19 protein-coding genes and 1 pseudogene are annotated in these 23,704 nt (G+C 55.6%); 15 read left to right on the top strand and 5 right to left on the bottom strand.

Annotation, left to right across the window (positions count from 1 at the left end; genetic code table 11):
• The first annotated feature begins 23 nt into the window (after positions 1-23).
• The 4 genes from GSQ86_RS04925 to GSQ86_RS04940 all read left to right on the top strand — a co-directional run bounded on the left by GSQ86_RS04925 (position 24) and on the right by GSQ86_RS04940 (position 6,667).
• On the top strand, positions 24-719 hold the full coding sequence (locus GSQ86_RS04925) for an HAD family hydrolase (RefSeq protein WP_158748835.1): 696 nt from the start codon (positions 24-26) through the stop codon (positions 717-719).
• Between the two features lie 112 nt (positions 720-831).
• Positions 832-3,480, top strand: coding sequence for a carboxypeptidase regulatory-like domain-containing protein (locus tag GSQ86_RS04930; RefSeq protein WP_158748836.1), 2,649 nt, complete (start codon positions 832-834; stop codon positions 3,478-3,480).
• Positions 3,481-4,307: 827 nt separating this feature from the next.
• The gene (uvrB, locus tag GSQ86_RS04935; protein ID WP_158748837.1) at positions 4,308-6,296 is read left to right on the top strand and encodes an excinuclease ABC subunit UvrB; all 1,989 of its coding nucleotides are present in this window, start codon (positions 4,308-4,310) and stop codon (positions 6,294-6,296) included.
• 77 nt (positions 6,297-6,373) lie between these two features.
• Positions 6,374-6,667 carry a GNAT family N-acetyltransferase gene (locus GSQ86_RS04940; RefSeq protein ID WP_158748838.1) on the top strand — a complete coding sequence of 98 codons (294 nt, stop codon included), beginning with the start codon at positions 6,374-6,376 and terminating at the stop codon, positions 6,665-6,667.
• A 184-nt stretch (positions 6,668-6,851) separates the two neighbouring features.
• Here the strand turns inward: GSQ86_RS04940 and GSQ86_RS04945 are convergent, their stop codons facing one another.
• Together GSQ86_RS04945 and GSQ86_RS23310 are read right to left on the bottom strand one after the other, a co-directional pair.
• Positions 6,852-8,144 (bottom strand): VCBS repeat-containing protein, encoded by a 1,293-nt coding sequence (locus GSQ86_RS04945; RefSeq protein WP_158748839.1) that lies wholly within the window; start codon positions 8,142-8,144, stop codon positions 6,852-6,854.
• 13 nt (positions 8,145-8,157) lie between these two features.
• Positions 8,158-8,679, bottom strand: a pseudogene (locus tag GSQ86_RS23310) (DUF1080 domain-containing protein).
• Between the two features lie 420 nt (positions 8,680-9,099).
• Between GSQ86_RS23310 and GSQ86_RS04955 the strand changes: the two are divergent.
• The 4 genes from GSQ86_RS04955 to GSQ86_RS04970 all read left to right on the top strand — a co-directional run bounded on the left by GSQ86_RS04955 (position 9,100) and on the right by GSQ86_RS04970 (position 13,237).
• Positions 9,100-11,154 (top strand): heme lyase CcmF/NrfE family subunit, encoded by a 2,055-nt coding sequence (locus GSQ86_RS04955; protein ID WP_158748840.1) that lies wholly within the window; start codon positions 9,100-9,102, stop codon positions 11,152-11,154.
• The gene (locus GSQ86_RS04960; RefSeq protein WP_158748841.1) at positions 11,154-11,618 is read left to right on the top strand and encodes a cytochrome c-type biogenesis protein CcmH; all 465 of its coding nucleotides are present in this window, start codon (positions 11,154-11,156) and stop codon (positions 11,616-11,618) included. Before GSQ86_RS04955 ends, GSQ86_RS04960 begins: the two co-directional genes overlap by 1 nt.
• The gene (locus GSQ86_RS04965; protein WP_158748842.1) at positions 11,615-11,896 is read left to right on the top strand and encodes a hypothetical protein; all 282 of its coding nucleotides are present in this window, start codon (positions 11,615-11,617) and stop codon (positions 11,894-11,896) included. Before GSQ86_RS04960 ends, GSQ86_RS04965 begins: the two co-directional genes overlap by 4 nt.
• 75 nt (positions 11,897-11,971) lie before the next feature.
• A complete protein-coding gene (locus tag GSQ86_RS04970; RefSeq protein ID WP_158748843.1) occupies positions 11,972-13,237 on the top strand; it encodes a carboxypeptidase regulatory-like domain-containing protein in 1,266 nt (421 codons plus the stop codon).
• A 34-nt stretch (positions 13,238-13,271) separates the two neighbouring features.
• Here the strand turns inward: GSQ86_RS04970 and GSQ86_RS04975 are convergent, their stop codons facing one another.
• A complete protein-coding gene (locus GSQ86_RS04975) occupies positions 13,272-13,508 on the bottom strand; it encodes a hypothetical protein (RefSeq protein ID WP_254062154.1) in 237 nt (78 codons plus the stop codon).
• Positions 13,509-13,577: 69 nt separating this feature from the next.
• Positions 13,578-13,895 carry a hypothetical protein gene (locus GSQ86_RS04980; protein WP_158748844.1) on the bottom strand — a complete coding sequence of 106 codons (318 nt, stop codon included), beginning with the start codon at positions 13,893-13,895 and terminating at the stop codon, positions 13,578-13,580.
• Between the two features lie 151 nt (positions 13,896-14,046).
• On the opposite strand from GSQ86_RS04980, the gene dnaX reads away from it, so the two are divergent.
• From dnaX to recR, 4 genes are all read left to right on the top strand, one after another.
• Complete coding sequence (dnaX, locus tag GSQ86_RS04985; protein WP_158748845.1) at positions 14,047-15,978, top strand: DNA polymerase III subunit gamma/tau; 1,932 nt, start codon at positions 14,047-14,049, stop codon at positions 15,976-15,978.
• Between the two features lie 53 nt (positions 15,979-16,031).
• The gene (locus GSQ86_RS04990; RefSeq protein ID WP_158748846.1) at positions 16,032-16,358 is read left to right on the top strand and encodes a YbaB/EbfC family nucleoid-associated protein; all 327 of its coding nucleotides are present in this window, start codon (positions 16,032-16,034) and stop codon (positions 16,356-16,358) included.
• 127 nt (positions 16,359-16,485) lie between these two features.
• Positions 16,486-17,295: a MerR family transcriptional regulator gene (locus GSQ86_RS04995; protein WP_158748847.1), complete on the top strand. Its 810-nt coding sequence runs from the start codon at positions 16,486-16,488 to the stop codon at positions 17,293-17,295.
• An 81-nt stretch (positions 17,296-17,376) separates the two neighbouring features.
• Positions 17,377-17,955, top strand: a complete 579-nt coding sequence (gene recR / locus GSQ86_RS05000) for a recombination mediator RecR (protein ID WP_158748970.1) — start codon at positions 17,377-17,379, stop codon at positions 17,953-17,955.
• Between the two features lie 53 nt (positions 17,956-18,008).
• Here the strand turns inward: recR and GSQ86_RS05005 are convergent, their stop codons facing one another.
• Complete coding sequence (locus GSQ86_RS05005) at positions 18,009-18,383, bottom strand: response regulator (RefSeq protein ID WP_158748848.1); 375 nt, start codon at positions 18,381-18,383, stop codon at positions 18,009-18,011.
• 269 nt (positions 18,384-18,652) lie between these two features.
• On the opposite strand from GSQ86_RS05005, the gene GSQ86_RS05010 reads away from it, so the two are divergent.
• The 3 genes from GSQ86_RS05010 to GSQ86_RS05020 are packed head-to-tail and all read left to right on the top strand — an operon-like array spanning position 18,653 to position 23,697.
• A complete protein-coding gene (locus GSQ86_RS05010; protein WP_158748849.1) occupies positions 18,653-19,999 on the top strand; it encodes a nitrate/sulfonate/bicarbonate ABC transporter ATP-binding protein in 1,347 nt (448 codons plus the stop codon).
• Entirely contained in the window at positions 19,996-21,738 is a 1,743-nt protein-coding gene (locus tag GSQ86_RS05015) for an ABC transporter permease subunit (RefSeq protein ID WP_158748850.1), read from the top strand. The genes GSQ86_RS05010 and GSQ86_RS05015 overlap by 4 nt, the downstream gene beginning before the upstream one ends.
• 42 nt (positions 21,739-21,780) lie before the next feature.
• Positions 21,781-23,697: a CHASE3 domain-containing protein gene (locus GSQ86_RS05020; protein ID WP_216841017.1), complete on the top strand. Its 1,917-nt coding sequence runs from the start codon at positions 21,781-21,783 to the stop codon at positions 23,695-23,697.
• Positions 23,698-23,704: the final 7 nt, after the last annotated feature.

Consider the following 23,704-nt stretch of genomic DNA (forward strand, 5'->3'; position numbering starts at 1 on the left):
GCCACCGCCTTTACACTGGAAATATGTGGCAGAACACGCAGCAGCAGATCCCCGCTCACAAGATCAAGCTCATCGTTTTCGATCTCGACGGCACGCTCATCGATTCGCGCAGAGACCTGGCAAACTCCATCAACGCCATGCTGACCGAATTCGGCCGCCAGCCGCTGCCCGAAGAGATCATCGCCGAATACATCGGCGATGGCGCAAACATGCTCGTGCGCCGGGCCCTCGGCGATCCAGCCGACGAGCCGCTGATCGACAGTGCCTTGAACTCGTTCCTCAATCACTACCGTATCCACAAGCTCGACTACACCTATGTCTACGAAGGCGTCTTCGAAGCGCTCGAAGCCCTGAAGGCCGGCCGTCAGATGGCCGTGCTCACCAACAAGCCTGTCATTCCCGCGCAGGCCATCTGCGACGCTCTCAAATTAACCCCGTACTTCTTCCGCATCTACGGCGGCAACAGCTTCCCGACCAAAAAGCCCGATCCCGAAGGACTGACCACTCTCATCCGCGAAGCCGGAGTGCTGCCCGAAGAAACCGTTATGGTCGGTGATTCGGACGTCGACATCCTCACCGCGAGACGCGCAAAAACCTGGGCTCTGGGCTGCCGTTATGGTCTTTCGTCGCATACCGTGGAAACCATACCATCCGATTATTTGGCTGATTTTCCAAAAGACTGGATTTCTGCTCTGGATACTGCGAATATAAATTCATAGCAGCTTTTCACCGGCGGAAACGTCTATTTAAAATCCGGTGATGGCGCTTACCCCTGGTTCGACCACTGGCAACTTCTGCAAGTTTTTATTTTCGCCTGAAGGAGACTCAGCCTTGCTGCGCACTGCCTTTCTCTCTGCTCTTCTTGTCTGCCCTGCCGCCTGTGCTTTTGCAGTCGACGCGCCCGCCGCCCCCGCAGCCAGCTCCTCTGTCGCAACCATAAACGGCACCGTCACCGATACCACCGGAGCCATCATCCCCGGCGCTCAGGTGCAGTTGACCGACGCCACCGGAGCCGTGCTCTCGACCGCGACCACCGACCCCTCCGGTAGCTTCCGCATTCAGCCTCCGCGTCAGGGCGATTATTCGCTCACAGTAAACCTTCAGGGTTTCCAGACCTCCTCGCAGCAGATTCACGTCGGAGCCACCGCCGGAACTCCGGTCGCTTTCGCCCTCTCGATTGCAGAAGCCGTCACGCAGGTAGAAGTCAACGCTAGCTCCAACGTCGACTTGACCGCCTCTGACGCAAATGGCGATACCGCCGTCATGAGTTCCGACGATCTCAAAGCCATGCCGGTCTTCGACAACGACTACGTGACCGCCATGAGCAGCTTCCTCGACTCCGGTGAAGGATCGACCGCTGGCACTGGCCTCATGGTCGATGGCGTCGAAGCCAACCGCGCCATGATTTCGCCCTCCGCCGTGCAGGAAGTCCACATCAATCAGGACCCTTATTCCGCGCAGTATTACCGCCCCGGCCGCGGTCAGCTTGAGATCATCACCAAGCAGGCAGCCGATTCCTATCACGGCCAGCTCAACTTCCTCTTCCGCGACGCATCCCTGAACGCGCAAAATGCCTTCGCGCCCAGCAAGCCACCCGAGCAGCGCCGCATCTATGAAGGCAATGTCACCGGCCCGCTCTGGCACGCAAAGAATTCAGCATTCCTCTTCTCCTTCAACCGTGCAGAAGAAGATCTGAGCGCCACCGTCAACGCAACCGTCGCGCCCACGCAGGACAACCCCGACGGCATCTTCAACGAAAACGTCCCCGCGCCCACCCGCGATACGGAATTCTCTCTGCGCGTCGGCCACCAGTTCAGCGATGAGAATTCGGCATCGGTCATGTACGCCTTTCAGGACGCCACCAACCGTAATCAGGGTGTCGGCAACCAGACGCTCCCCGAAGCCGGATACAACACTGAAACCCGTGAAGATGACGTCATCTTGCACGACGACTACATCGTCTCGCCCTCCATCCTGAATCAGGCTTCCATCGTGCTCGAGCGCAGCTACGATCCCACTTCGAATGTCGTTGATCAACCCCGAGTCACCGTGCAGGGCAATTTCACTGGCGGAAGCGCTCAGAACGCGCAGGATCGCACCGAATACAACCTCCGCGCCAACGAAATGGTCTCGTGGACCAAGGGTCCGCACAATCTCAAGTTCGGCATCAACCTGCCGCACATGAGCCGCCGCGTGCTTGAAGACCACACGAACAACGCTGGCAGCTACACCTACGGCCCAACCTATGCAGCCGACGGCACCCTGCTCGCCACCGCCATCCAGAACTATCAGGCAGGCATTCCCTCCGGATTCTCAATCCAGCAGGGTCAGACGCGCTTCGTCTATCACCAGCAGGAAGTCGGTGGCTTCATTCAGGATCAGATCAAGCTTTCGCCCATCTTCTCGCTGACTCCCGGCCTCCGCTACGACTGGCAAAATTTTCCCGGCAACGATACGAACAATTTCTCTCCGCGCCTCTCCTTCGCCCTCGTGCTCGATAAGGAACACGAGATGGTCGTGCGTGGCGGCGGCGGCATCTACTACGACCGCACCGGTTCAGGCCCCATCTCCGACCTCGCGCGTTACGAATACGCCAACCTGCGCCTGCTGCAGCTTTCCTCGAACCAACAGCCGCTCTGCAACCCCATTGAAGATTGCGCCGACCTCAACACGCTGCCGCCTTCGCTCGTCGAGCGCGCTCCAAACTTAAAAACGCCCTACCAGATCAACTACGGAATCTCCATCGATCGCAAAGTTGGCGAAAAGGGCACGCTCTCCATCGGCGGACGCATAAATCGCGGCGTTAATCTCTATCGCTCCGTCGATATCAACGCGCCCACAGCCCCTGATTACTCTGTACGGCCCGATGCCGACGTCGCGCAGCTCCGTCAGATCCAATCCGAAGGCAATCAGAATGGCAGCGCACTCGACGTCAACTACCGAGGCCGCCTCAACAAGCGCTTCACCGGCTTCGCCTGGTATACCTGGAGCCATTACGGCAACAACACCAGCGGCATCTACTGGTTCCCCCAGAACCAGTACGCACCCAATGCCGAGTGGGGTCCGGCTGACTGGGATCAGCGGCAGCACTTCGGCCTCTACGGCATGATCAACCCCGATCACCTTCTGAACCTGGGAATCGGCGTCTTCACCAACACCGGCAAGCCCTGGACCGTCACCACCGGCGAAGATTCCTACGGCACCAACCTCTTCAACGCCCGCCCGGACGACGTACCCCGCAACTCCGAAATCGGCCCCGATTACACCGACCTCGACCTCCGCTGGGGATACGACTTCAAGCTTCACCCCAAAGAAGTAGACAAGAGCCCGACCCTCGGTGTCTCCGCCTCCGCCTTCAACGTCCTGAATCACGAAAACGGCTCATTCGTCGATACAGTAGAAGGAAGCGAAGACTTCGGCCAGGTCACCAGCGCCTATCCAGCACGCCGCATGCAACTCGCCATGCGCTTTAACTTCTAATCTGTTTTTTTGGATGGGAGTGTCGGATTTTCAGGATGGCGAGCATCGACAGGCCCACTCAAGCGCCGTCATCCCGAGCAAAGTCGAAGAACCTGTCCTGAGCCGGCCGAAGGAACCCGCACAAACAAAGTTCGTGCGAAGTCGGTGCCCACATCTCATAGATATGGGATCACATGCGTCACAGCTGTTGATACTCAATCATCGCCCTATCGTTCTGATCCTTAAGTGCCGTCATCCTGAGCGAAGTCGAAGGACCCGCACGAACAAAGTTCGTGCGAAGGCCTTGCTTGGGCAAGGCCCTTAAAAACCGCGTAGAGCAAGTAGCCTATATCTAGCGGAATGTGGCATTACATACATCGAAACTGTTATCACTTCGTCATTCTGAGCCGCAGGCGAAGAATCTCCAACCCACCCCGCACCTCGAAACACTCTCCAGGCTAAGAAAAAGGGTGGAAGCACCAGGCTCAGCCCGGTGAATGAGTCAAACCAAACAAGGGGGCTTTAGCCCCGGGCCACCAGGAAAACTTTGTCAAGCCCCCAAAATACAAAATTCCTCGCAAATTACTGATTTAAAACGAAATATTCTTCGAAAAACTTGGCAGAGTATTTCCCCTGAAAAAGCTACAATAGAAATAGAGCAAAGGGCCCGCCTTCATCGGCGGGCTTTCTCTTTATGAATCAAACACTTGTAAACAATTAGAATAAAATCAGACACTTACAGTCAATTGAAAGACTCAACCTTTATTTTGATGAAGATAGAGGAGGGCCCCCCACCCCCCAACGAACAATCCGCAGAGCTTCCATTACCATGAGAAGTTGAGGGCTCAATGGATTTTCAGCTGGTAAGCGACTACAAGCCGCGAGGCGATCAGGGACGGGCGATAGAAGAGCTCATTTCCGGCATCAATGCCGGAGAAAAGCACCAAGTGCTGCTCGGTGTTACCGGATCAGGCAAGACCTTCACGATGGCGAAGATCATCGAGGAACTGAACCGCCCGGCGCTGATTCTGGCGCACAATAAGACGCTTGCGGCGCAGCTTTATCACGAATTTAAGCAGTTTTTCCCCTCGAATGCGGTCGAATATTTCGTCTCTTATTACGACTATTACCAGCCCGAAGCCTACATTCCGGCTGGCGACCTATATATAGAGAAGGAAGCGACCATCAACGAAGAGCTGGATAAGCTGCGGCTTTCTGCCACGCGGTCCCTCTTCGAGCGGCGTGACGCCATCATCGTCTCCTCCGTCTCCTGCATCTACGGCCTCGGCGATCCGGATGCCTACTACGGCATGCTGCTGCTGCTCGAAAAAGGCCAGCGCGTGCGGCGTGAGGACATCACCCGCAAGCTGGTGGAAATTCTCTACGAGCGCAATGACGCAGACTTCCGCCGCGGAACTTTCCGGGTGCGCGGTGACGTGATCGAGGTCTTCCCTACTTATGACGAAAACGCCTACCGCATCGAGCTCTTCGGCGACGAAGTCGAGTCGCTCGCGCAGATCGATCCGCTCTTCGGCACAGTAAAGCAGAAATTCGCCCGCCTGCCCATCTACCCGAAGAGCCACTACGTAGTGAAGCCGGAGAAGAAAAACGGCGCCATCGCCTCCATCCTCGAAGAACTGGAGTGGTGGGAAAAAGATCTGGAATCGCAGGGAAGACTGGTCGAGTCGCAGCGTATCCACCAGCGGACGCGATTCGATCTGGAGATGATCAAGTCCGTCGGATACTGCCATGGCATCGAGAACTACTCTCGACACTTCTCCGGACGCCTGCCCGGCGAGCCTCCGCCGACGCTGCTCGATTACTTCCCGCGCGATTTCCTGCTCTTTATCGATGAATCGCACGCAACCGTGCCGCAGTTGCACGGCATGTGGCACGGCGACCGCTCACGCAAGCAGAATCTTGTGGACTATGGCTTCCGCTTGCCTTCGGCAACGGACAATCGTCCGCTGAGATTTGAAGAATTTGAAGTTCGCACCAACCAGCTGGTATATGTCTCCGCGACGCCGGGACCATATGAGCTGACTAAATCTGCCGGAGTCGTAGTCGAACAGATCATTCGACCTACGGGATTAATCGATCCTGAAGTCGAGATTCGTCCGGTACGCGGACAGATCGACGATCTGCTGGCCGAGATTCGTGATCGCGCCGCAAAGAATGAACGCGTACTGGTAACGACACTGACCAAGCGTATGGCGGAAGATCTTGCCGGGTACTACACCGAAGTCGGCGTCCGCTGTCGCTACATGCACTCGGAGATCGAGACACTGGAGCGCGTGCGGCTGCTGCGCGATCTGCGCAAAGGCGAGTATGACGTGCTCATCGGCATTAACCTGCTGCGCGAAGGCCTCGATCTACCGGAGGTTTCACTGGTAGCGATTCTCGACGCGGACAAGGAAGGCTTCCTGCGCTCCGCCGGATCGCTGATTCAGACGATGGGGCGAGCTGCGCGGCACGTCAGCGGCCGTGCGATTCTGTATGCCGACCGCATTACCGACTCGATGAAGCAGGCGATGGATGAGACTTCACGACGGCGCGAAGTACAGCGCGCATATAACGAAGAGCACGGCATCACGCCGACTTCAGTCATTCGCCCGACCGACATGTCGCTGGCGCAGATTCTGAAGGCCGACTACGCCGACCTGACCGAACAAGCCGATGACATGCCGGAGTTCAAATCGCAGACGGAACTTGACATTTATATAGGCAAGCTGGAAACCGAGATGCGCGAGGCCGCCAAGCAATTCGAATTTGAAAAGGCAGCCAAACTGCGCGATACCGTGAAGGAATTGCGCACGAAGGAGTTTATCTTTGGCTAAACGCTGCGGCTAAACCACAGCGATGTGAACTGGCCGGAAGCCTCCATAAAAATAGCGAACCATTATAGTAAGAAACCATGAACACTGATTCTTCGCGTAATTCGCAGCAGAACGTATCCAGAAACAGGTTCGAGTTCGAGGAAGGTGGACAGACTGCGTATCTCGAATTCGAAGTTGACGGGCATGGATGGATGACCCTATGGCATACCGAAGTACCGTCGCAGCTGCGCGGTCGCGGGATTGCAGGAATGCTGGCGCAGACAGCGTTCGAATATGCACGGGAAAATAAGCTGAAGGTCGACGTGATTTGTCCGGTGGCGCTTGACTATGTACAGAAGCACCCGGAGTTCAAGGATTTGATCGGAAAGTAAAACACGAGTCCCCAAAACGGTGTCATTCTGAGCGCATCCGCGCGAAGAATCAAGGAGGTACAGGTAGCGTCAAGCAATTACCAGCTTCCCGGTAAAACCTTCGCCTAGAAACCTTGCGCTTGATTGCATTCCGCATCACTTTGGATTCTTCGTCTCCGCTCAGAATGAAAACACTATTGCTACCCTACCGTGGCTGCGGACCGTTTTCCTGCGGTACATCCTGACCTTCGTTGGGAAATGGCCAATCTTTGTTGATCAGAATTTCGCGCTCGCGCTGCTCCTTGGGCACTTTATTCACCTTGAGATTCTCAAGGAAATGCACTCCCGATTTTCCAGCGACTGCAATGTCGACATCTCCATCCTTGTCGAGATCTTCGGCGATGAACTGAGTGCCCGCGCCTGCAGTTCCGTTGACGGAAATGGCGTAACGCGTAAACTGACCAGTCTTGCGGTCGATCTTGTAGTAATAGATAACGAGCGGGTCGTAAGATCCGGGATCGTTGCCGTTGTGTCCGCGATAGCGCTTTCCTGCGATCAGCTCCGGTTCGCCGTCGCCGTCGATGTCGGCAAGCCTGAGGGCATGTACCTGTGAGAAGGATTCGTCAATGGTGTGCTGCACCCATTTGCGATCGGCGCCGCTTCCCTGCTGCTCCATCCAATAGAGGCCGTAGCTATGGCCGCGACCATAGATGATGTCCATCTTGCCGTCGTTGTTGACGTCATAACCGATGATGGGGAAGCCGGTTTCGCCGAGGTTCCAGTCCGGGTGCCATTTCCACTGGTCGTGATCGGCGTCCACATTTTCAAGCCAGCCTGTAGGCGTGAGGATGTCAGCTTTACCGTCGCCATTCACGTCGGCAACGCCCGTGCCATGACCATCCTGCTCTTTGCCCATCACATGATGGACCTTCGGTTGAGCACCGGAAAAGTCCACCCAAATGATTCCGGAGTGGTTGTAATGAGCGAGTACGATATCGGGCTTGCCATCACCGTTGATGTCGGCCATCCATGTGCCTTCTGTATCGAAGCTGTCGGTAATGAAATGGCGCTCCCACATCACGCCAGGCTTCTTCGGATTCTCATACCACCACAGCCCGTTACTGATCCAGCCGGCTGTCACTACATCGGGCGCGCCATCATGATTCACGTCGACCGTCCACTCGCCGCAATCGGAGACGAACTCATCGTGGGTACCGACGGTGCGGTACTGGTGCCGTTTCCACTCGCCGCCGTTCGGGCCCGGATTTTCGTACCAGTAGGCTCCGCTGAGGATGTCGGGGTAGCCGTCGCCGTTCATATCGAGCGTGGTGATGCCTTCGGCATGGTCGGTGCCAAGGCGGTGCGAGAAAAACGTGGCCTGAGGCACTCCGAAGGGACCATTGCCGGGCTCTGTCTTACGGTCGCCCTGTGCAAAAGCAGTTACGCTGAGCATAGTAAAACTTGAGAAAGCAACGAAGCAGATAAAGTTTTTCGTCATATGTTTCCAGGAGTTACTTCAGTAGATAGAGCTTCATATTCCGGAAGAATACTTCTGCGCCTTCCGATTGAAAGAGAATTTTGCCGCTGGAAGGAAATGCGTCCGTGCCTTCATTCACCAGCTTGCCATTTACGTATTGCTTTACGTGACCGTTCTGATTGACAAGCTCTACGACGTTCCATTCGCGATGTGGTTTTTCAGCTTCATTCACGGGATCGCGATAGCCGATGATGTTCTTCTACGGGCCTTTATTGAAGCGATCGATCTTGAGCGCGCTGCCCGGAGGGCCAGTGACACGCTTGCCATCTTTTCCGGTAAGCGCCGCACCATCGGTCATCCAGAAATCGCCGGTACAGCCTTCGTTGATCTGGAATTCAACCGAGCGCGGCCATACTTTCTGATCACCCTGAATGTTGTAGAGGATGCCGCTGTCGCGGGCCTGCCCTTCACGCGGTGCGAATGTTCCCTCACCCCATTTGAACTCGGCTCTCAGATAGTAATTCTGGTATTCCGTTTTTGTGATGATGTAGCCCATCTCCTTGCCGGAGACGTGAACGACGCGTGCTCCACTCGAAAGACATGGTCGGGATCGCTGTTCAGTCCTTTGCTCTTGATCAAGGTATCGAAGCCGTTCAGATCGTGACCATCAAAGAGCACGACAGCGGGACCGTGGGCAGGAATGTCTTTGGTTGCGGAAAAGCCAACAGCTGCAGAAAGAAAAGATGCAAGGGCGAGAAATAAACCAAATTTTCGTCTTCGATTTTGGCAGATCAAAATCAATTTCCTTTCACGAAATCCGCGCAAGCAGCCGAGTGTACCAGTCAGAAAGATTTCATCCAACCCATGTTGGGTAAATAACATAAGTCCAGCCGTCGTTTGCCGCGGGCGAAACGGGGTGCGACAATAAAATGTTCACCGGACGTTTCATAGTGGATCGGTTCTGCTAAACACATCTATGCCTGCATTTGGAAGCTTCGCTCTCCTGCTAGCGCTGGCCCTCAGCGGCTACAACCTTCTTGCGGGCGCAATTGCGCTGCGCCAACTGGCGACCGGATCGCGTGGCCGCGTCTCTCCAGAGCGGCTTGCGGAAACTGCCCGCCGCGCGGGAATCGGCAGCTTTTTCGCAGTTACGAGCGCAGCGTTTGCCTTGGTGTGGGCTGCGTTTGCGAACGATTTTTCGGTCTCTTACATCCTGCACCACTCGAACCGTGCCCTCCCGGGAGCGTATAAATTTGCGGCACTGTGGTCAGGACAGGAAGGCTCGCTGCTGTTGTGGGCGTGGCTGCTGGCGGCTTACGGTTTTGTGCTGCGGGCACGGCATAAAGTCGATGTGAAGCTGACGGCGTACGCCTCGACAATTCTTTCCGGGATACAGATTTTCTTTTTACTGCTGCTGAATTTTGCCGCACCGCCGTTCGCGCTGGTGGCGGGAACGATTCCGCAGGACGGCTTCGGATTAAATCCTCTGTTGCAGTATCCGGAAATGGTCATTCACCCGCCGATGCTCTACCTGGGATATGTGGGCTTTGCCGTGCCGTTTGCCTTTGCGCTGGGCGCGCTGATGATGCGGTACCCGGGCGATAAGTGGATCCACATTACGCGGCGCTGGACGATGGTAGCGTGGCTGTTTTTAACCTGCGGCATCTTCCTCGGCGCGCACTGGGCGTATTCGGTACTCGGTTGGGGCGGCTATTGGGGCTGGGATCCGGTCGAAAATGCTTCGCTGATGCCGTGGCTTACCGGCACTGCGTTTCTGCATTCGGTCATGATGCAGGAGAAGCGCGGCATGATGAAGAACTGGAATGTGTGGCTGATCTTTTCAACCTTCGCGCTGTCGATTCTGGGGACGCTGCTGACGCGATCGGGATTGGTGAGCTCCGTACATGCGTTTGCACAGTCGTCGATTGGCACGTGGTTCTGGGCGTTCCTGGTGATTGTGCTGGTGGTTTGCCTGTTCACGTTTATTCTGCAGCGCGACCATTTGAAGAGCGAGCACAAACTGGAGTCGCTGGTTTCACGCGAATCGAGTTTTCTCTTTAATAACCTGGTGCTGCTGGCGGCCTGCTTCACCGTTCTCTGGGGCACTCTCTTCCCTGTCATTTCAGAATATGTACAGGGAAACAAAGTCACAGTCAGCGCGCCTTTTTATAATCGCGTGGCGGTGCCTATCGGGTTGTTCCTGTTATTTCTTACCGGTATCGGCCCGATCCTCGCATGGCGCAGCACCTCTTTCAAAAGCATTCGCAAGAACTTTATCCTGCCGGCGGTGGCAGCTCTGGTGACTGCGATTGTGCTGGTCGCTTGCGGCGTTTACCCCCTGAAAGATCAGGGTACGTTCTATTCGCTCATGGCATGGTCGCTGGGGGCGCTGGTGGTTACGGCTGTCGGGTCTGAATTTCTGCGCGGCGCAGGCGTGATTTCGCGGCATACCGGGCAGAATATTTTCGCCTCGATGATTCAGCTCACGCGCCGTAATACCCGCCGTTATGGCGGATATATCATTCACTTCGGCGTGGTCGTAATCTTTATCGGCCTCGCGGGTTCGGCCTTCGATCGGAGCGTCGAACAAGAACTGAACTTTAAGCAGAGCATGACGATGGGGCCGTACCGTCTTGTCTGCCAGGATTACTCGCAGGATACAAATCCGAATTACGACACGGAATACGCAATCCTCGATGTCTACCGCGGCGATAAAAAAATTACGCAGCTTGCCCCGGAGAAACGCTTCTATCAGGCAAGCCAGACGACTTCGACGATTGTCGCCAATCATTCCACTCTTGCGTGGGATTTATATGTGATCTACGCAGGCAAGGATCCGGACAGTGGACAGCCGATCATCAAGGTATTTCTGAATCCGCTGGTTGCGTGGATATGGATTGGCGTGGTGATTGTGATTATCGGAACTTTCGTTGCGCTAACTCCGAATATGACCGCGGCCTATGCTGCCAGCCGCAGCCGCCTGCCTGTGAGGGAAACTCCGGAAATGGCTGTAAGTAAGGGCGGCGATTGATGCGGAAGCTGTTTCGTTTTTCGCAGCTGGGGCTCCTGGTTTTGCTCGCAATCTTCACCATGGGATCAGCGGACACGGCTGTTCGCTACAACGATCTTGGGCACAAGATGATGTGCGTATGCGGTTGCGGGCAAATTTTGATTGAGTGCAATCACCTGGGCTGCCCTGACTCCGATGGAGAACTTGCTGAACTGCGCACGGCACTGAGCCAGGGCAAGGGCGACACGGAGATTCTGGAGGCTTTTCAGGCAAAATATGGTCCGACAGTGCTGGCCGCTCCCATGCTGACGAAGTTCAACATCATAGCCTGGGTTGTGCCGCCGCTTGTACTGCTGCTCGGCATTGGCGGCACGATTGCACTGGTAAGAAAGTGGAGGCTGCGCACGGTCGCTATGCCCGCTGCGTCCAATGTGCGTGGCTTTGATCGCATCCGCGACCAGATTCGGAAGGAGACTGAACTATGAGTACGATTGCCTGTGGGCTGCTTCTGATCGCCATTTTTATCTATGTCTTCTATCCCGACCGCCATCCAGAGGCGCAGATTCAGAAGACGCGGCTCGATTTCCTGCGCGAGCGCAAAGAGGTTTTGTATGACAATCTACGCGATCTGAACTTCGAGTACCGTGCCGGCAAATATCCCGAAGAAGATTACGCTGCGCAGCGAGCTGCGCTTGAAAATGAGGCAGCTGAAATTATGGCCGAAATGGATTTGCTGGAGCGGCAGACTCTTCATAGTGCATGAGCATAAGATACCTTCGCATTGGTAACCAGCCGGTGTGGTGTGGCACATATTTAGAAAGCATTTGGAAAACTATTCATGACATTGATTTCACGTTTGCGTCTTGGCGTTGCAGCGCTTGGTATCTTTGCGGCTTCTCTACCCGCGCTCGCTGCCACTGTAACCGGAACTGTTACGAACAAAACGATCGGTAAGCCTGCAGCCGGGGATGATGTGGTGCTGATCGCTTTCGGTCAGGGCATGCAGGAGGCGGGACGCACCAAAACGGACGCCAAGGGGCATTACTCCATCGATGTGCCCGATAAGGGCATGCACCTGATCCGCGTTGACCACGAAAAGGCTACTTATTTTCAACCGGTGCCGCCCGGTACGACAACCGCGGATGTCGATGTTTACGATGTTCTGGCCAAGGTAGAGGGTGTCAGCACCGAAGCGAACGTAATGCGCATCGAGACCGATCCTCAGGGGCTGCACGTTATCGAGAATTATTTCGTCAAAAACGAGTCGAATCCGCCGAAAACGCAGTTTAGTCCGCGCGCATATGAGATTTTCCTGCCGCCGGACGCACGCATTGAAGGCTCAGCGGCCATGGGCCCCGGAGGCATGCCGGTATCCTCGTCTCCCGTTCCTACAGGCGAGAAGGGTTACTATGCTTTCGTCTTCCCGGTACGTCCGGGCGAAACCCGTTTCCAGGTGAGCTATCATCTGCCCTACAACGGTAGCTTTAATTTCACGCCGAAGGTTTCGCTGCCAACCCAAAATGTCGCAGTTATGCTGCCAAAAAGCATGAAGTTTGCGAGTTCCGGATCGACTGCATTCCAGCCCATCAATGATGGATCCGACGCGCAGACCTTCCTGACCAGAAACGTCTCCCCGTCGCAGGCGCTGGCTTTTTCGGTTTCCGGAACGGGCTCGATGCCTCGCGAGGCACAGGGACAGGGTGAGCAAGCGCCATCGGGGCCTGAGGCCGGTGAGACTTCCGCGGCCAACGACACGCGTCCCGGCGGCGGATTGGGCAATCCCATCGACACGCCGGACCCTTTGAATAAGTACAAGTGGTGGATTTTGAGCGGCCTGGCACTTGTCTTGGCTGCAGCGGCCGCATTTCTGCTGCGGGCAAAGCCTGAACCTGTTACTGCGCCTTTATCACCGACGATGCCAGCCACCATCAGGACTGCGTCAACCCTGCCGTCGGATCTGTTGACCGCGCTCAAAGAAGAATTATTTGCGCTGGAGACCGAGCGGCTGGAAGGCAAGCTCAGCGAGCAGGAATACGCTGAACAAAAGGCCGCACTGGAGACGGTGCTCCGTCGTGCTCTGGCGCGTCAGGCAGTCGCCAGCTGATTTTCAGGCTTAAATAACAAATTTGCGCTGCTCGTCAGAAGCCGAAGAACTTCTCGCGCAGCGCATCCTCATATTCCTTCTTTGCTTCCTTTGCCAGGGTGCGGGCATCCTCTTCACGAAAGTGTGCAGATTCCCACTTGTCGATTTCAGCGACAGAATGGTCGCCTGAGGCAAGTGCTTCTTCGTCGCGGATGGCAGAAATCCATACCTCGACTGCGGCTTTGTAATTGGACTGGAGCTGATCTAACTCTTGCGTATCGTCGTTCATCATTCTTCTCCGCGACGGCCAGACTAGCGGGAGTTTATGAACAGATGATTGCAATTATTGGACTAAATTCTTCTACTGAACGGTGAAATTAGCTCCCACGACCACACCGTCGCCAGTGGTGACCAGTTGCATATCCGGAGCAGATAACGACGTGCCATTTGCCCGCTTGAGGGCAAATTTGGTGAGAGATTTTTCGCAAAGGCCGGAACTGCCGTGTCCCATGGAATCCACCTGGATTGGAGGATTTCCCGACGCGCGTTCACAAAAAGAAATATGAATGGCCCCATGGTAGTCATTTGGCACAACAATGCCCGGGTCGGAGGCACAAGCAGCAGCGGCGCCTGCCAGCACTGGGATAGCGAGGAGCAGCCGGAAAGTTGTCTTATTCATCGTTCGTGGGCCTATGGTTTCCTTTAGATTTGTTTAGTTTACTGCGTCGCCACTCTAAACACTATAAAACGAGAAGGTCTGAAATTCATCGCTTACCGCCGCTAAAAATTTCCGCAGCCAGTAAGCGATACAATCGTCTTTCAGATCACTCATGGCTTATCAGGTTCTAGCTAGAAAATATCGTCCCCAGCGCTTCAGCGATGTAGTGGGACAGGAGCACGTCACCCGTACCCTGCTCAACGCCCTCGAACAAGGGCGCATCGCTCATGGCTATATCTTCAGCGGCCACCGCGGCATCGGTAAAACGACTATCGCCCGCATTCTGGCCATGGCGCTCAACTGTCGGACAGCTATCGGATCTGCTGAGCGACCCACGCCAGAACCCTGCGGTGTCTGCGATTCGTGCACGGAAATCAGGGCCGGGAATGCCGTCGATGTGATCGAAATCGACGCGGCCACCAATCGCGGCATTGATGAGATTCGTGAGCTGAGAGACGCGGCCCGCTACCGTCCTGCACGTGACAAGTACAAGATTTACATCCTTGATGAGGCGCACCAGATCACCGATGCGGCCTTCAACGCCCTGCTGAAGACGCTCGAAGAGCCGCCAGACCATGTTGTCTTCATGATGGCCACGACACAGCCGGAGGATTTTCCGCAAACAATTCGCTCTCGTTGCCAGCACTTCAGCTTTCACGCGGTAAAGTTTGACGACATCCTGGGACAGCTACGCGCCATCGCGGCTCATGAAGGGGTCGCTGCTGATGAGGCCGCGCTGGCTCTGCTTGCTGAAGCCGGGGATGGATCGATGCGAGATGCTCTGTCGATCATGGACCAGGCGATTGCCTCCGCTCCATTGATCGATGGCAAAGCAAAGCTCGATGCAGCACAGATTCTGGAGCTGATGGGCACTGTTCCCAATACTGTCTTCGAGCGCTTGATGGAGGCGATCAGCGAGAACCAGACGGCCCCGGTCATCGCTGAGATGAATCGGTTGCTTGACGCGGGAAATAGCCCATCGGCGCTGGCCCGACAATTTGTGCGGTACCTGCGCAATGTGCTCATGGCGCGCATTGCGGGTGTGGATTCCGAACTGCTGCAGATTTCAACCGATGAGCGTGCGCGTGCGGCAAGGTCTGCGGCTCTGTTTGCTGAAGAGGATCTGACGCGCTTTCTGCAGGTCATGCTGCGAACCTTCGACGAATTGAATTACAGGCAGGAGCAACGTTTCCATCTGGAACTGGGACTGGTAAAGCTGGTGCATCTGCAACGTCTGCTGCCAGTCGAAGAACTGCTGAGCCAAATGCCTGCCGGAGGCATAAGGCCCACAACTGGTGGAGGAGCACTACCGAAGCCCTCGCCAACTGCTCCGGTCAGGACTGCCGAGCCTGTCCGTGCTCCGGAACCGGCAAAACCGGTGTTTTCTCCTTTTGAAGCGGACCGTAACCGGAAAATTACCAGTGACACCGGGTTAACGGTGAAGTCGCAATTGGCAGCGCCTGAACCGGAAATGTCCGCTCCTGCCCCGGCGCCCGCACGAACGCTCACTCCGCTTGAAGTTACGGCCAAAGCGGTGGAAACGGCAACCCTCAAGGTTCCAGTCGCTACCGTCGTTGAAATGCCGATGGAAGCAACCGAAGGCGCCCTGGCGCTCGCGACCGAGCCGCGCGTAGAGATAACTCCGCAGCAGAATGGCGACCTCGACAGAATTCGCGAGGCGGTCTGTACTGCGCTCGAGCAGAATGGTCACAATACCGCAGCTGTTCTGCTGGATTCCGGCAAGTGGGCGCTGGAAGGCGACACGATTCGCGTTGAAGTAGGCATTAAGAAAACGATGCTGGGCCTTACTATGAATGTCGATGCGGATAAGATTGCAAGGAACACCCTGCGGTCCTCTGGAGTACAACAAAAGTTGTTAGTTGTTCCCGGCGAAGGTGCCGCGTCGAGTGCTCCGGCAAAATCGCGGTCGGCAGCCAGTGGATCGGTGCAAGCTGCTGCGCTTGAAAATCCGCTGGTAAAGCAGGCCATGGATCTATTTTCCGCGGAAGTGCGAAGCGTGCTCGATTTACGCGATAAAAATTGACAGGCCGTTTTACCTGCTCTGAGCGCAAGGGCGGCTATTTTGAGGTTTGAAATATGAATCCACTGAAAATTCAGGAAATGCTGGCGCAGGCCAAGCAAATGCAGGAACAGATGCAGGAGAAACTCGGCCAGACTGTGGTCGAAGCCTCTTCCGGTGGCGGCGCTGTCACGGTCAAGATGAACGGCCAGAAGCAGGTGCTGAAAGTCACAATCGATCCGAGTGCCGTCTCCAGCCTCAGCGGAAACGCTGCTGACGTCGAGATGCTTGAAGACCTGGTTGCTGCGGCTTTCAATGAAGCGGGAAGACGTGCCGACGAAGCTATCAAATCGAGTGCCTCTGCGATGCTGGGAGGCTTGAACCTTCCCCCGGGCCTGTTCTGAATCTCTTCTTGAGTTCCTCACCGAAAAACGGCCTGCGAAACAGTTTGCGCCTGAATGAAACGATGCCCTGTAAATCTTCCAGATTTCTTGTTGACTCTCCGCTAACGGGAGACCTTAAAACTGAGCCGTGTTCAAGATTGGCGAGTTTTCCGCTCTAACGCGCATCTCGATCAAGACGCTCCGTTACTACGACGAGACAGGATTGCTGCGTCCGGCACACGTCGATAGTGCGACAGGATACCGCTACTATTCCGCCCAGCAATTGCCGAGGCTACATAGGATATTGGCCCTGAAAGATCTCGGCTTTTCGCTCGATCAAATCGGCATGGCGCTCCAGTCCACCATTACGCTACAGGAGTTACGCGGCATGGTTACGCTTCGGAGGACAGAGCAGGAAAATCATGTGCGTGAAGAACAGGAACGACTCGCGCGTCTCGAAACACTGATCAAATTCATGGAACAGGAGTCAAAGATGAGTGCAGATATAGTCATCAAGGAAGTTGGCCCCGAGTGGATCGTATCGGTTCGAGAAACCATTGCAAATTATCCATCGGTCGGCGCGCTTTATCCGGAGGTCATCAACCAGACCGGCGGCACCTGTGCGGCAGGCATGCCCGTCGCGATCTGGCACGACATGGAACATAAGGAAAAAGACGTCGATGCCGAAGCCGGTTTCTTCATCAAGGAGGCTTTGCCTTCACATGGAACCGCAAGGATGTATCAACTGGACGGCGCTACCGTCGCCAGCTACATGCACCATGGAGCCTTCAATCGGCTGGATGAGGCATACCAGAACGTCATGCGCTGGGTCGAGGCGAATCATTACCGCGTTGCCGGACCATTCCGCGAGCTCTACCACTATTGCACGCAACCGGTTCGTCAGGACGATGACTCGTATGTGACTGAGATTCAGGTACCGGTCGCGAAGACTGCCTGAGGATTGCGAAACGTGGCAAAGCGCGCTGAATCCTGCTAAAAACAGCGAAGAGGTATTGTTTTGTCACGTTTTGCAGAACCCATGGCGCGACTGATTGAAGAACTGCGTAAGCTGCCCGGCATCGGATCAAAGAATGCGCAGCGGCTTGCCTTCCACGTCCTTCGGTCGAGCAACGATGATGCCGAAGCACTTGCTGACGCGATCCGCACCCTGAAAGCCCAGCTGCGGCTCTGCTCCGTTTGCAACAACATCACCGATGTCGATCCCTGTGTCTACTGCGCCAGCCCCACCCGCAACCAGCGGCTGGTTTGCGTAGTCGAGGAGCCGACGAACATCGCCACGATTGAAAAAACCCGCAGCTACAACGGTGTTTTTCATGTGCTGCACGGCACGCTGTCTCCGCTGCACGGCGTGGGTCCCGAACATCTGCGTACCGGAAATTTGCTCGCTCGCGTTTCCCGCGGCGATGTAGACGAAGTAATCCTGGCAACTTCCCCTACCGTGGAAGGCGAAGCGACCGCAGGCTACCTGGCGGAGGTGTTGCGCCCGGCCCGGATACGCGTGACGCGCATTGCGACGGGCGTGCCTGCCGGCAGCGATATTGAATATGCCGATGAAGTGACGATGTCGCGCGCGCTCGAAGGTCGGCGGGAGATGTAGACAGAGCCCAACAGGTGATGTTTTCTGTGTCGAGCCCTGTATTAGGTATTTTTTTAACCGCGGAGCTTTGCCAGCAGATCCTGCGGATGGACTGGCTTCGCGAGAATTTCAAACTCGTGGCCCTGGGTACGGGCGCGGTCGAGCAAATCTGCTGTAGCCGCCTGGCCGGAAAAGAGCAGGATCTTGCATGAGGGCAAGATGCTGCGAATGGTAATAGCTGCATCGATGCCGTTCAGGTCGGTCATAATGACGTCGCTGATCAGCATGTCCGGCTTCAGGGTTTTGGCGGTTTCCACCGCTTTTTCGCCGCTATACACGGCCGTCGCTTCAAACCCGCTTTGATTCAGGATGATGGCAAGGGTATCGGCAATGACGCGTTCGTCATCGGCCACCAGAACTTTTGGCTTCGCCTGATTGTTGTCTTGCATTTTTTCCGACTCTCTCTATCTCCGGTAAGGTAAAACGAATTGCGGTACTCCTGCGAGGCAAAAAGTTGCCGCCAAGTGGTAGGCAGATGTTTGTGGTCCGCAAAAAACTACTACTAGGATGATACGCTGTGTGCAGGAGGATGCTTCATTCTCCTGTAATCCTATCCACTTAGACAAATGGGTGCAGCATTTGAGCACCTGGCAAACCGGAATGCCTGGTGAGGGTTTGCCCGTTCAGAGGTTGTTAACACATGTAGACGGAGCAGGGGATGACAGAGGCGATTATTCGAGCGCAGCAGGTAGAAAAGTTCTATGCCCAGCCGAGCGAGAACCGCATCCAGGTCATTGCTCCCACCGATCTCTCCATTGCTCCCGGCGAAATCGTCGCTTTACTGGGACCATCGGGTTCAGGAAAATCCACGCTTTTGCGAATGCTTTCCGGCTTGTCGAAGCCCTCCGGTGGAAAAGTCTTCTGGCACGAAAAGCCGATCGACACGGTACAAATCCACGTCTCTATCGTCTTTCAGAGCTTTGCATTGTTCCCTTGGTTGACTGTCCTTGAAAATGTGGAAGCCCCGCTTAAAGCAAAGGGAATAGAGGCCGAAGAGCGCAGGGCGCGCAGCCTGAAAATTTTGGACACAGTAGGACTGGATGGCTTTGCAGCCGCGTATCCCAAGGAGCTTTCCGGCGGCATGCGGCAGCGCGTAGGCTTCGCACGCGCGTTGGTCGTCGAGCCCGAAGTGCTGTTCATGGACGAGCCATTTTCCGCCCTCGACGTCTTGACGGCGGAGAACCTTCGCAGTGAACTGCTGGAGCTTTGGCAGAAGAAGACGATTCCGACCCAGGCCATCTTCATCGTCACACACAACATTGAAGAAGCCGTACTTCTGGCTGATCGCATCATCGTGCTCGGTCGCAATCCCGGTCACGTGCGTACGGATTTCAAGGTTGGCCTGCCGCAGCCGCGTGACCGGAAAAGCGCTGCCTTCACCAAGCTCGTCGATTATATTTACACGGTTTTAACAAGGCCGGATGTGACGCCCGACGTACCGCGTCTGCATACCGATGGCCGTCATGTCCGCGACCAGCGTCAGATGCGCTACGAAATGCTGCCGCATGCGCGTCCTGGCGGCATTGCAGGTCTGCTTGAAATCATCATCGACTTTAGCGGACATACCGATGTCTATCGCCTGGCCGACGAGCTGGCCTTTGAGATCGACGACCTGCTGCCGATCGTGGATGCCGCACAATTACTCGGCTTTCTTATGGTGGAGGAAGGTGACGTATCGATCACGCCCGCAGGGCGCGAATATGCCGAATCCGAAATTCTGAAACAGAAGGAACTCTTCCGCGCCGCTGCAACCGAACACGTTCTATTGTTGCGCCAGATCAACCGCGCTCTGAACAATAAGACAGACCACACCGTTCCGGAAGAATTCTTCCTCGACATGCTCGACGAGCAATTCAGCGAAGAAGAGACGCAGCGCCAGCTCGAAACAGCCATCAACTGGGGCCGGTATGCGGAGCTCTTCGACTTTGACGCGGCACGTCGGCGCTTTATCCTGCCGGAAACGGAAGAGACTGCAGCCAGCATCCAGGAGAGCTCGGAATCATGAAAGTGCGTTATACGCTCTCGCGCTCCCTGGTCATCGATCGCTCCTGGCCATTTTTTCTTGATCTGACGGTTGCCATGGGCCTGCTCGCCGGGTTCTACGCCGTTCTGCAGATCGCACGATACTGGCTCAGCGGGCCGGTGCCCGAGGTGGTGATTTCGCAATCGCCCCGCATGCTGCCGCTTTATGCCTTTTATTCTGTGGTGCGCATCGGAGTAGCGTACCTGCTGAGCCTGCTCTTCGCCGTGGGCTATGGATATGTGGCAGCCTATCACCGGCGGGTCGAAACCCTGATGATCGCCACGCTCGATATTCTCCAGTCGATACCGGTGCTCAGTTTTCTGCCTGGAGTCATGCTGGCTATGATGTCGCTGATTCCCAGCCGGCAGCTCGGAATTGAGTTCGGCGCAATCCTGCTGATTTTTACCGGGCAGGTGTGGAACATGGCCTTCAGCTTCTATACCTCGCTCAAGAGCATTCCTCGAGAGCTGCACGAGGCATGCACGATCAATCGCTTTTCGCGCTGGCAGCGTTTCTGGCAGCTCGAGCTTCCCTATTCCACGATTGGCCTTGTGTGGAACTCGATGGTATCCGTCGCGGGCGGCTGGTTCTTTCTCATGGTCTGCGAAATGTTCCCTGTGGGCAACCGCAATTTTCGGCTGCCGGGACTCGGCTCGTATCTGCAGACCGCGGCATCAACAGGAAATAGCCTGGCAATGATCTATGGACTCAGTACGATGATTGCAATCATCGTATTGACGGATCAGCTGATCTGGCGTCCAATCATCGACTGGTCGGATAAGTTCAAATTTGAAAATGTCGAAGCAGCGGAGAGGGTTACTTCTCCGGTTCTCGCTGCCCTCCGCCAATCGAATGTCCTGGGTATCCTGCATCAGCGGACCTTTGCACCTTTCAGCGAATATATTTACCACCTTATTTCAAGGCGGCAGCAGCGGCACGAAGCGGAAGACAAAGTAGAAAAAAGCAAGATGAGCAGTACTGTAATAGCCGTCATCTTTGCCGTTCTGATTGCAGGACTCATTTGCTTTGCAGCATTCAAGGCAATTCTGCTGCTGCGACATATTCCCGGCTCGGACTTTGGAAATCTTCTCGCAGGCGCGGGCGCGACATTTTTTCGGGTGAATGTGTCCCTTCTGTTCGCAGCGGCCTGGACGATTCCCGCAGGTGTCGCCATCGGCTTCAATCCAAAGCTGGCGCGGATTGCCCAACCATTGGCCCAGATTGCGGCATCGTTCCCCGCGACCGCCCTCTTCCCTGTCATTCTGCTCGCATTGATGAAATTAGGCGCAGGACTTGGCATCGGCTCCATCGTTCTCATGATGCTGGGTACTCAGTGGTACATTCTGTTCAACGTGATCGCAGGGGCCATGGCCATTCCTTCAGACCTGCGTGAGGTCGCTCGTCTCTTCCACTTCACAAGTATGCAGCGCTGGACCACGGTAATACTGCCCGGTATCTTTCCGTTTTTGATCACCGGACTTGTGACTGCCTCGGGCGGCGCGTGGAATGCCTCCATCATTGCGGAATATTTTCATCTGAAAGATCAAACTCTCCACACTCTCGGCCTGGGGGCACAGATCAGCGCGGCGAGCGATTCCGGCAATTTCCCGGTTTTATTGCTCGCGACGATTATCATGGCTTTAATGGTTGTCACGATTAACCGCCTTGTATGGCGTCCTCTCTATAAACTTGCAGAGACAAAATACCGCCTGGAAGGCTGAAAATCGTCGAAATGCAGCCAGAAGATAAATCAAGAGCATCCGATGCCAGGTAACGTATCCGGGATGAAAGAACGAACAAGCCGTCCACTCTTCTCTGCCCTGCTGGTCGGGGGAATTCTCATTGTCACGATCAATGCTGTGCTGGCGTTGCGTGCGGTCGGCACGCTCGCAAACAATGAGTCCTGGGTAGCCCACACCTGGCAGGTGCTGAATACTGTCGAACGCGTGATGGGATCGCTGAAGGATAGCGAGACCGGCATGCGCGGCTATCTCATCACCGGTGAGGAGGCTTACCTAGCCCCTTACACCACGGCACAAAAAGAATTACCTCAGGAGTTAAATCAGCTGCAGAGTCTGACTTCCGACAATCCCCAACAGCAGGATCGCATTGTACTGATGCGACAAGTCGTGGCCAAACGACTACAGGCCCTGGAGGGAGGCATTGAAGAGCGCCGCCGCGGCAAAACAGAATCGAGCCGTCTGCTTGGGTTCGTCGGTACGGGCAAGGAAGAGATGGACCAGCTGCGCGGAATCGCTTCCGCGATGCAACTCACGGAACAAGACCTTCTCAAAGCGCGTGTAGGCTCTGCGAATACGGCCCGTCAGAGGGCTTTGGCAACCATGATTGGCGCCAGCGCTCTTGATATCATCTTGCTCATTTTGCTCTTTCTAAATCTGAACCATGAGCGCGAGCTGCGAAAGAAGGCAGACGATGCGGCTGAGCGTCTACAGGAGCTGCAATCTATCAGCGATGCCGCGCTGACGCGGCTGACATTTGCGGAGCTGAGTGAGGAATTATTGGAGCGGCTGCGCACAGTAACGCGTGCGGACGGCGTGGTGCTATGCATGTGGCACGACGGAGAGATCGAAGCAACCGCTGCAAATGGAATCACGATTACTCCAGGCCGACGCATCCGACTCAGCCCGGATGATCCTGTCTATCGAGCCGTGACTTCCAATCACGTCATCACACTGACCGGGACTGAAAGCAAACATATTTCGATCGAGGGCTTCAGCGGCGAGATGCAAGCGGCGCTGGTACTACCGTTGACGATCGGAGACCGGGTCCTCGGCGTCCTGATGGCAGGGCTGCGAAAGGCAGACGCCTTTAAGGACACGGACGAGAAACTTTTATCGGTGGTCGCGGACCGTATCGCCCTCTCGATCGATCGCGCGAATATCTACGAAGCGGAACGCGACGCGCGTAAGCAGGCTGAAGTCAGCGCTGCAGAAGTTCGTACCTTAAACGAGGAGTTGGAAACGCGCGTTCGCATTCGCACCGCAGAGCTGGAAGCGGCAAATCGGGAACTGGAAGCGTTCAGCTATTCGGTATCCCACGACCTGCGCGCTCCCTTACGCAGCGTCGACGGCATCAGCGTGGCGCTCGAAGAGGACTATGGTGAGGAATTGACTGCGGAAGCGCGTGATTTTTTGCGCCGCATTCGAGCCGGCGTTCAGAAAATGGGACAACTCATCGACGCGCTTCTGCAACTTTCGCGCATTACCAGGGCGGAACTGACACGCGAAGACGTCGACGTTTCGGCCCTTACGGAGGAAGTGGTCGCCGACCTGCGTCAGCAAAACCCCGAGCGCAATTTAACCTTCCACATACAGCCCGAAATGCACGCCGACGCAGATATACGCTTGTTACGAGTGGCGCTGGAAAATCTCCTGGGGAATGCCGTAAAGTTTACAGCTAAGAATGACACCGCCCTCATCGAGGTGGGTCGCGATAATAGCACAGGAGCCTTTTTCGTCCGCGACAATGGCGCCGGCTTCGATATGCAATACGCAACAAAACTGTTTACCGCCTTTCAGCGGCTTCATGGGGATCGGGATTTTAAGGGGTCAGGAATTGGCCTGGCTACGGTATCTCGCGTCATCCGAAGACACGGTGGCAAAACCTGGGCGGAAGGTTCCCCGAATGTGGGCGCAACTTTCAGCTTTACGTTAGCATAGGAGAGAT

Source organism: Acidobacterium sp. S8 (assembly GCF_009765985.1).
In the GTDB taxonomy this organism is placed as follows: Bacteria; Acidobacteriota; Terriglobia; order Terriglobales; family Acidobacteriaceae; genus Alloacidobacterium.

Bases quoted from the DNA above. Each gene is read 5' to 3' on its own strand.
- GSQ86_RS04925 (WP_158748835.1), top strand. From the start codon at position 24: ATGTGGCAGAACACGCAGCAGCAGATCCCCGCTCACAAGATCAAGCTC.
- GSQ86_RS04955 (WP_158748840.1), top strand. From the start codon at position 9,100: ATGCCTGCATTTGGAAGCTTCGCTCTCCTGCTAGCGCTGGCCCTCAGC.
- GSQ86_RS04975 (WP_254062154.1), bottom strand. From the start codon at position 13,508: ATGATGAACGACGATACGCAAGAGTTAGATCAGCTCCAGTCCAATTAC.
- GSQ86_RS05005 (WP_158748848.1), bottom strand. From the start codon at position 18,383: ATGCAAGACAACAATCAGGCGAAGCCAAAAGTTCTGGTGGCCGATGAC.
- GSQ86_RS04960 (WP_158748841.1), top strand. From the start codon at position 11,154: ATGCGGAAGCTGTTTCGTTTTTCGCAGCTGGGGCTCCTGGTTTTGCTC.
- GSQ86_RS04990 (WP_158748846.1), top strand. From the start codon at position 16,032: ATGAATCCACTGAAAATTCAGGAAATGCTGGCGCAGGCCAAGCAAATG.
- GSQ86_RS05010 (WP_158748849.1), top strand. From the start codon at position 18,653: ATGACAGAGGCGATTATTCGAGCGCAGCAGGTAGAAAAGTTCTATGCC.
- GSQ86_RS05020 (WP_216841017.1), top strand. From the start codon at position 21,781: ATGCCAGGTAACGTATCCGGGATGAAAGAACGAACAAGCCGTCCACTC.
- uvrB (WP_158748837.1), top strand. From the start codon at position 4,308: ATGGATTTTCAGCTGGTAAGCGACTACAAGCCGCGAGGCGATCAGGGA.
- GSQ86_RS04970 (WP_158748843.1), top strand. From the start codon at position 11,972: ATGACATTGATTTCACGTTTGCGTCTTGGCGTTGCAGCGCTTGGTATC.
- recR (WP_158748970.1), top strand. From the start codon at position 17,377: ATGGCGCGACTGATTGAAGAACTGCGTAAGCTGCCCGGCATCGGATCA.
- GSQ86_RS04940 (WP_158748838.1), top strand. From the start codon at position 6,374: ATGAACACTGATTCTTCGCGTAATTCGCAGCAGAACGTATCCAGAAAC.
- GSQ86_RS04965 (WP_158748842.1), top strand. From the start codon at position 11,615: ATGAGTACGATTGCCTGTGGGCTGCTTCTGATCGCCATTTTTATCTAT.
- GSQ86_RS05015 (WP_158748850.1), top strand. From the start codon at position 19,996: ATGAAAGTGCGTTATACGCTCTCGCGCTCCCTGGTCATCGATCGCTCC.
- GSQ86_RS04945 (WP_158748839.1), bottom strand. From the start codon at position 8,144: ATGACGAAAAACTTTATCTGCTTCGTTGCTTTCTCAAGTTTTACTATG.
- dnaX (WP_158748845.1), top strand. From the start codon at position 14,047: ATGGCTTATCAGGTTCTAGCTAGAAAATATCGTCCCCAGCGCTTCAGC.
- GSQ86_RS04980 (WP_158748844.1), bottom strand. From the start codon at position 13,895: ATGAATAAGACAACTTTCCGGCTGCTCCTCGCTATCCCAGTGCTGGCA.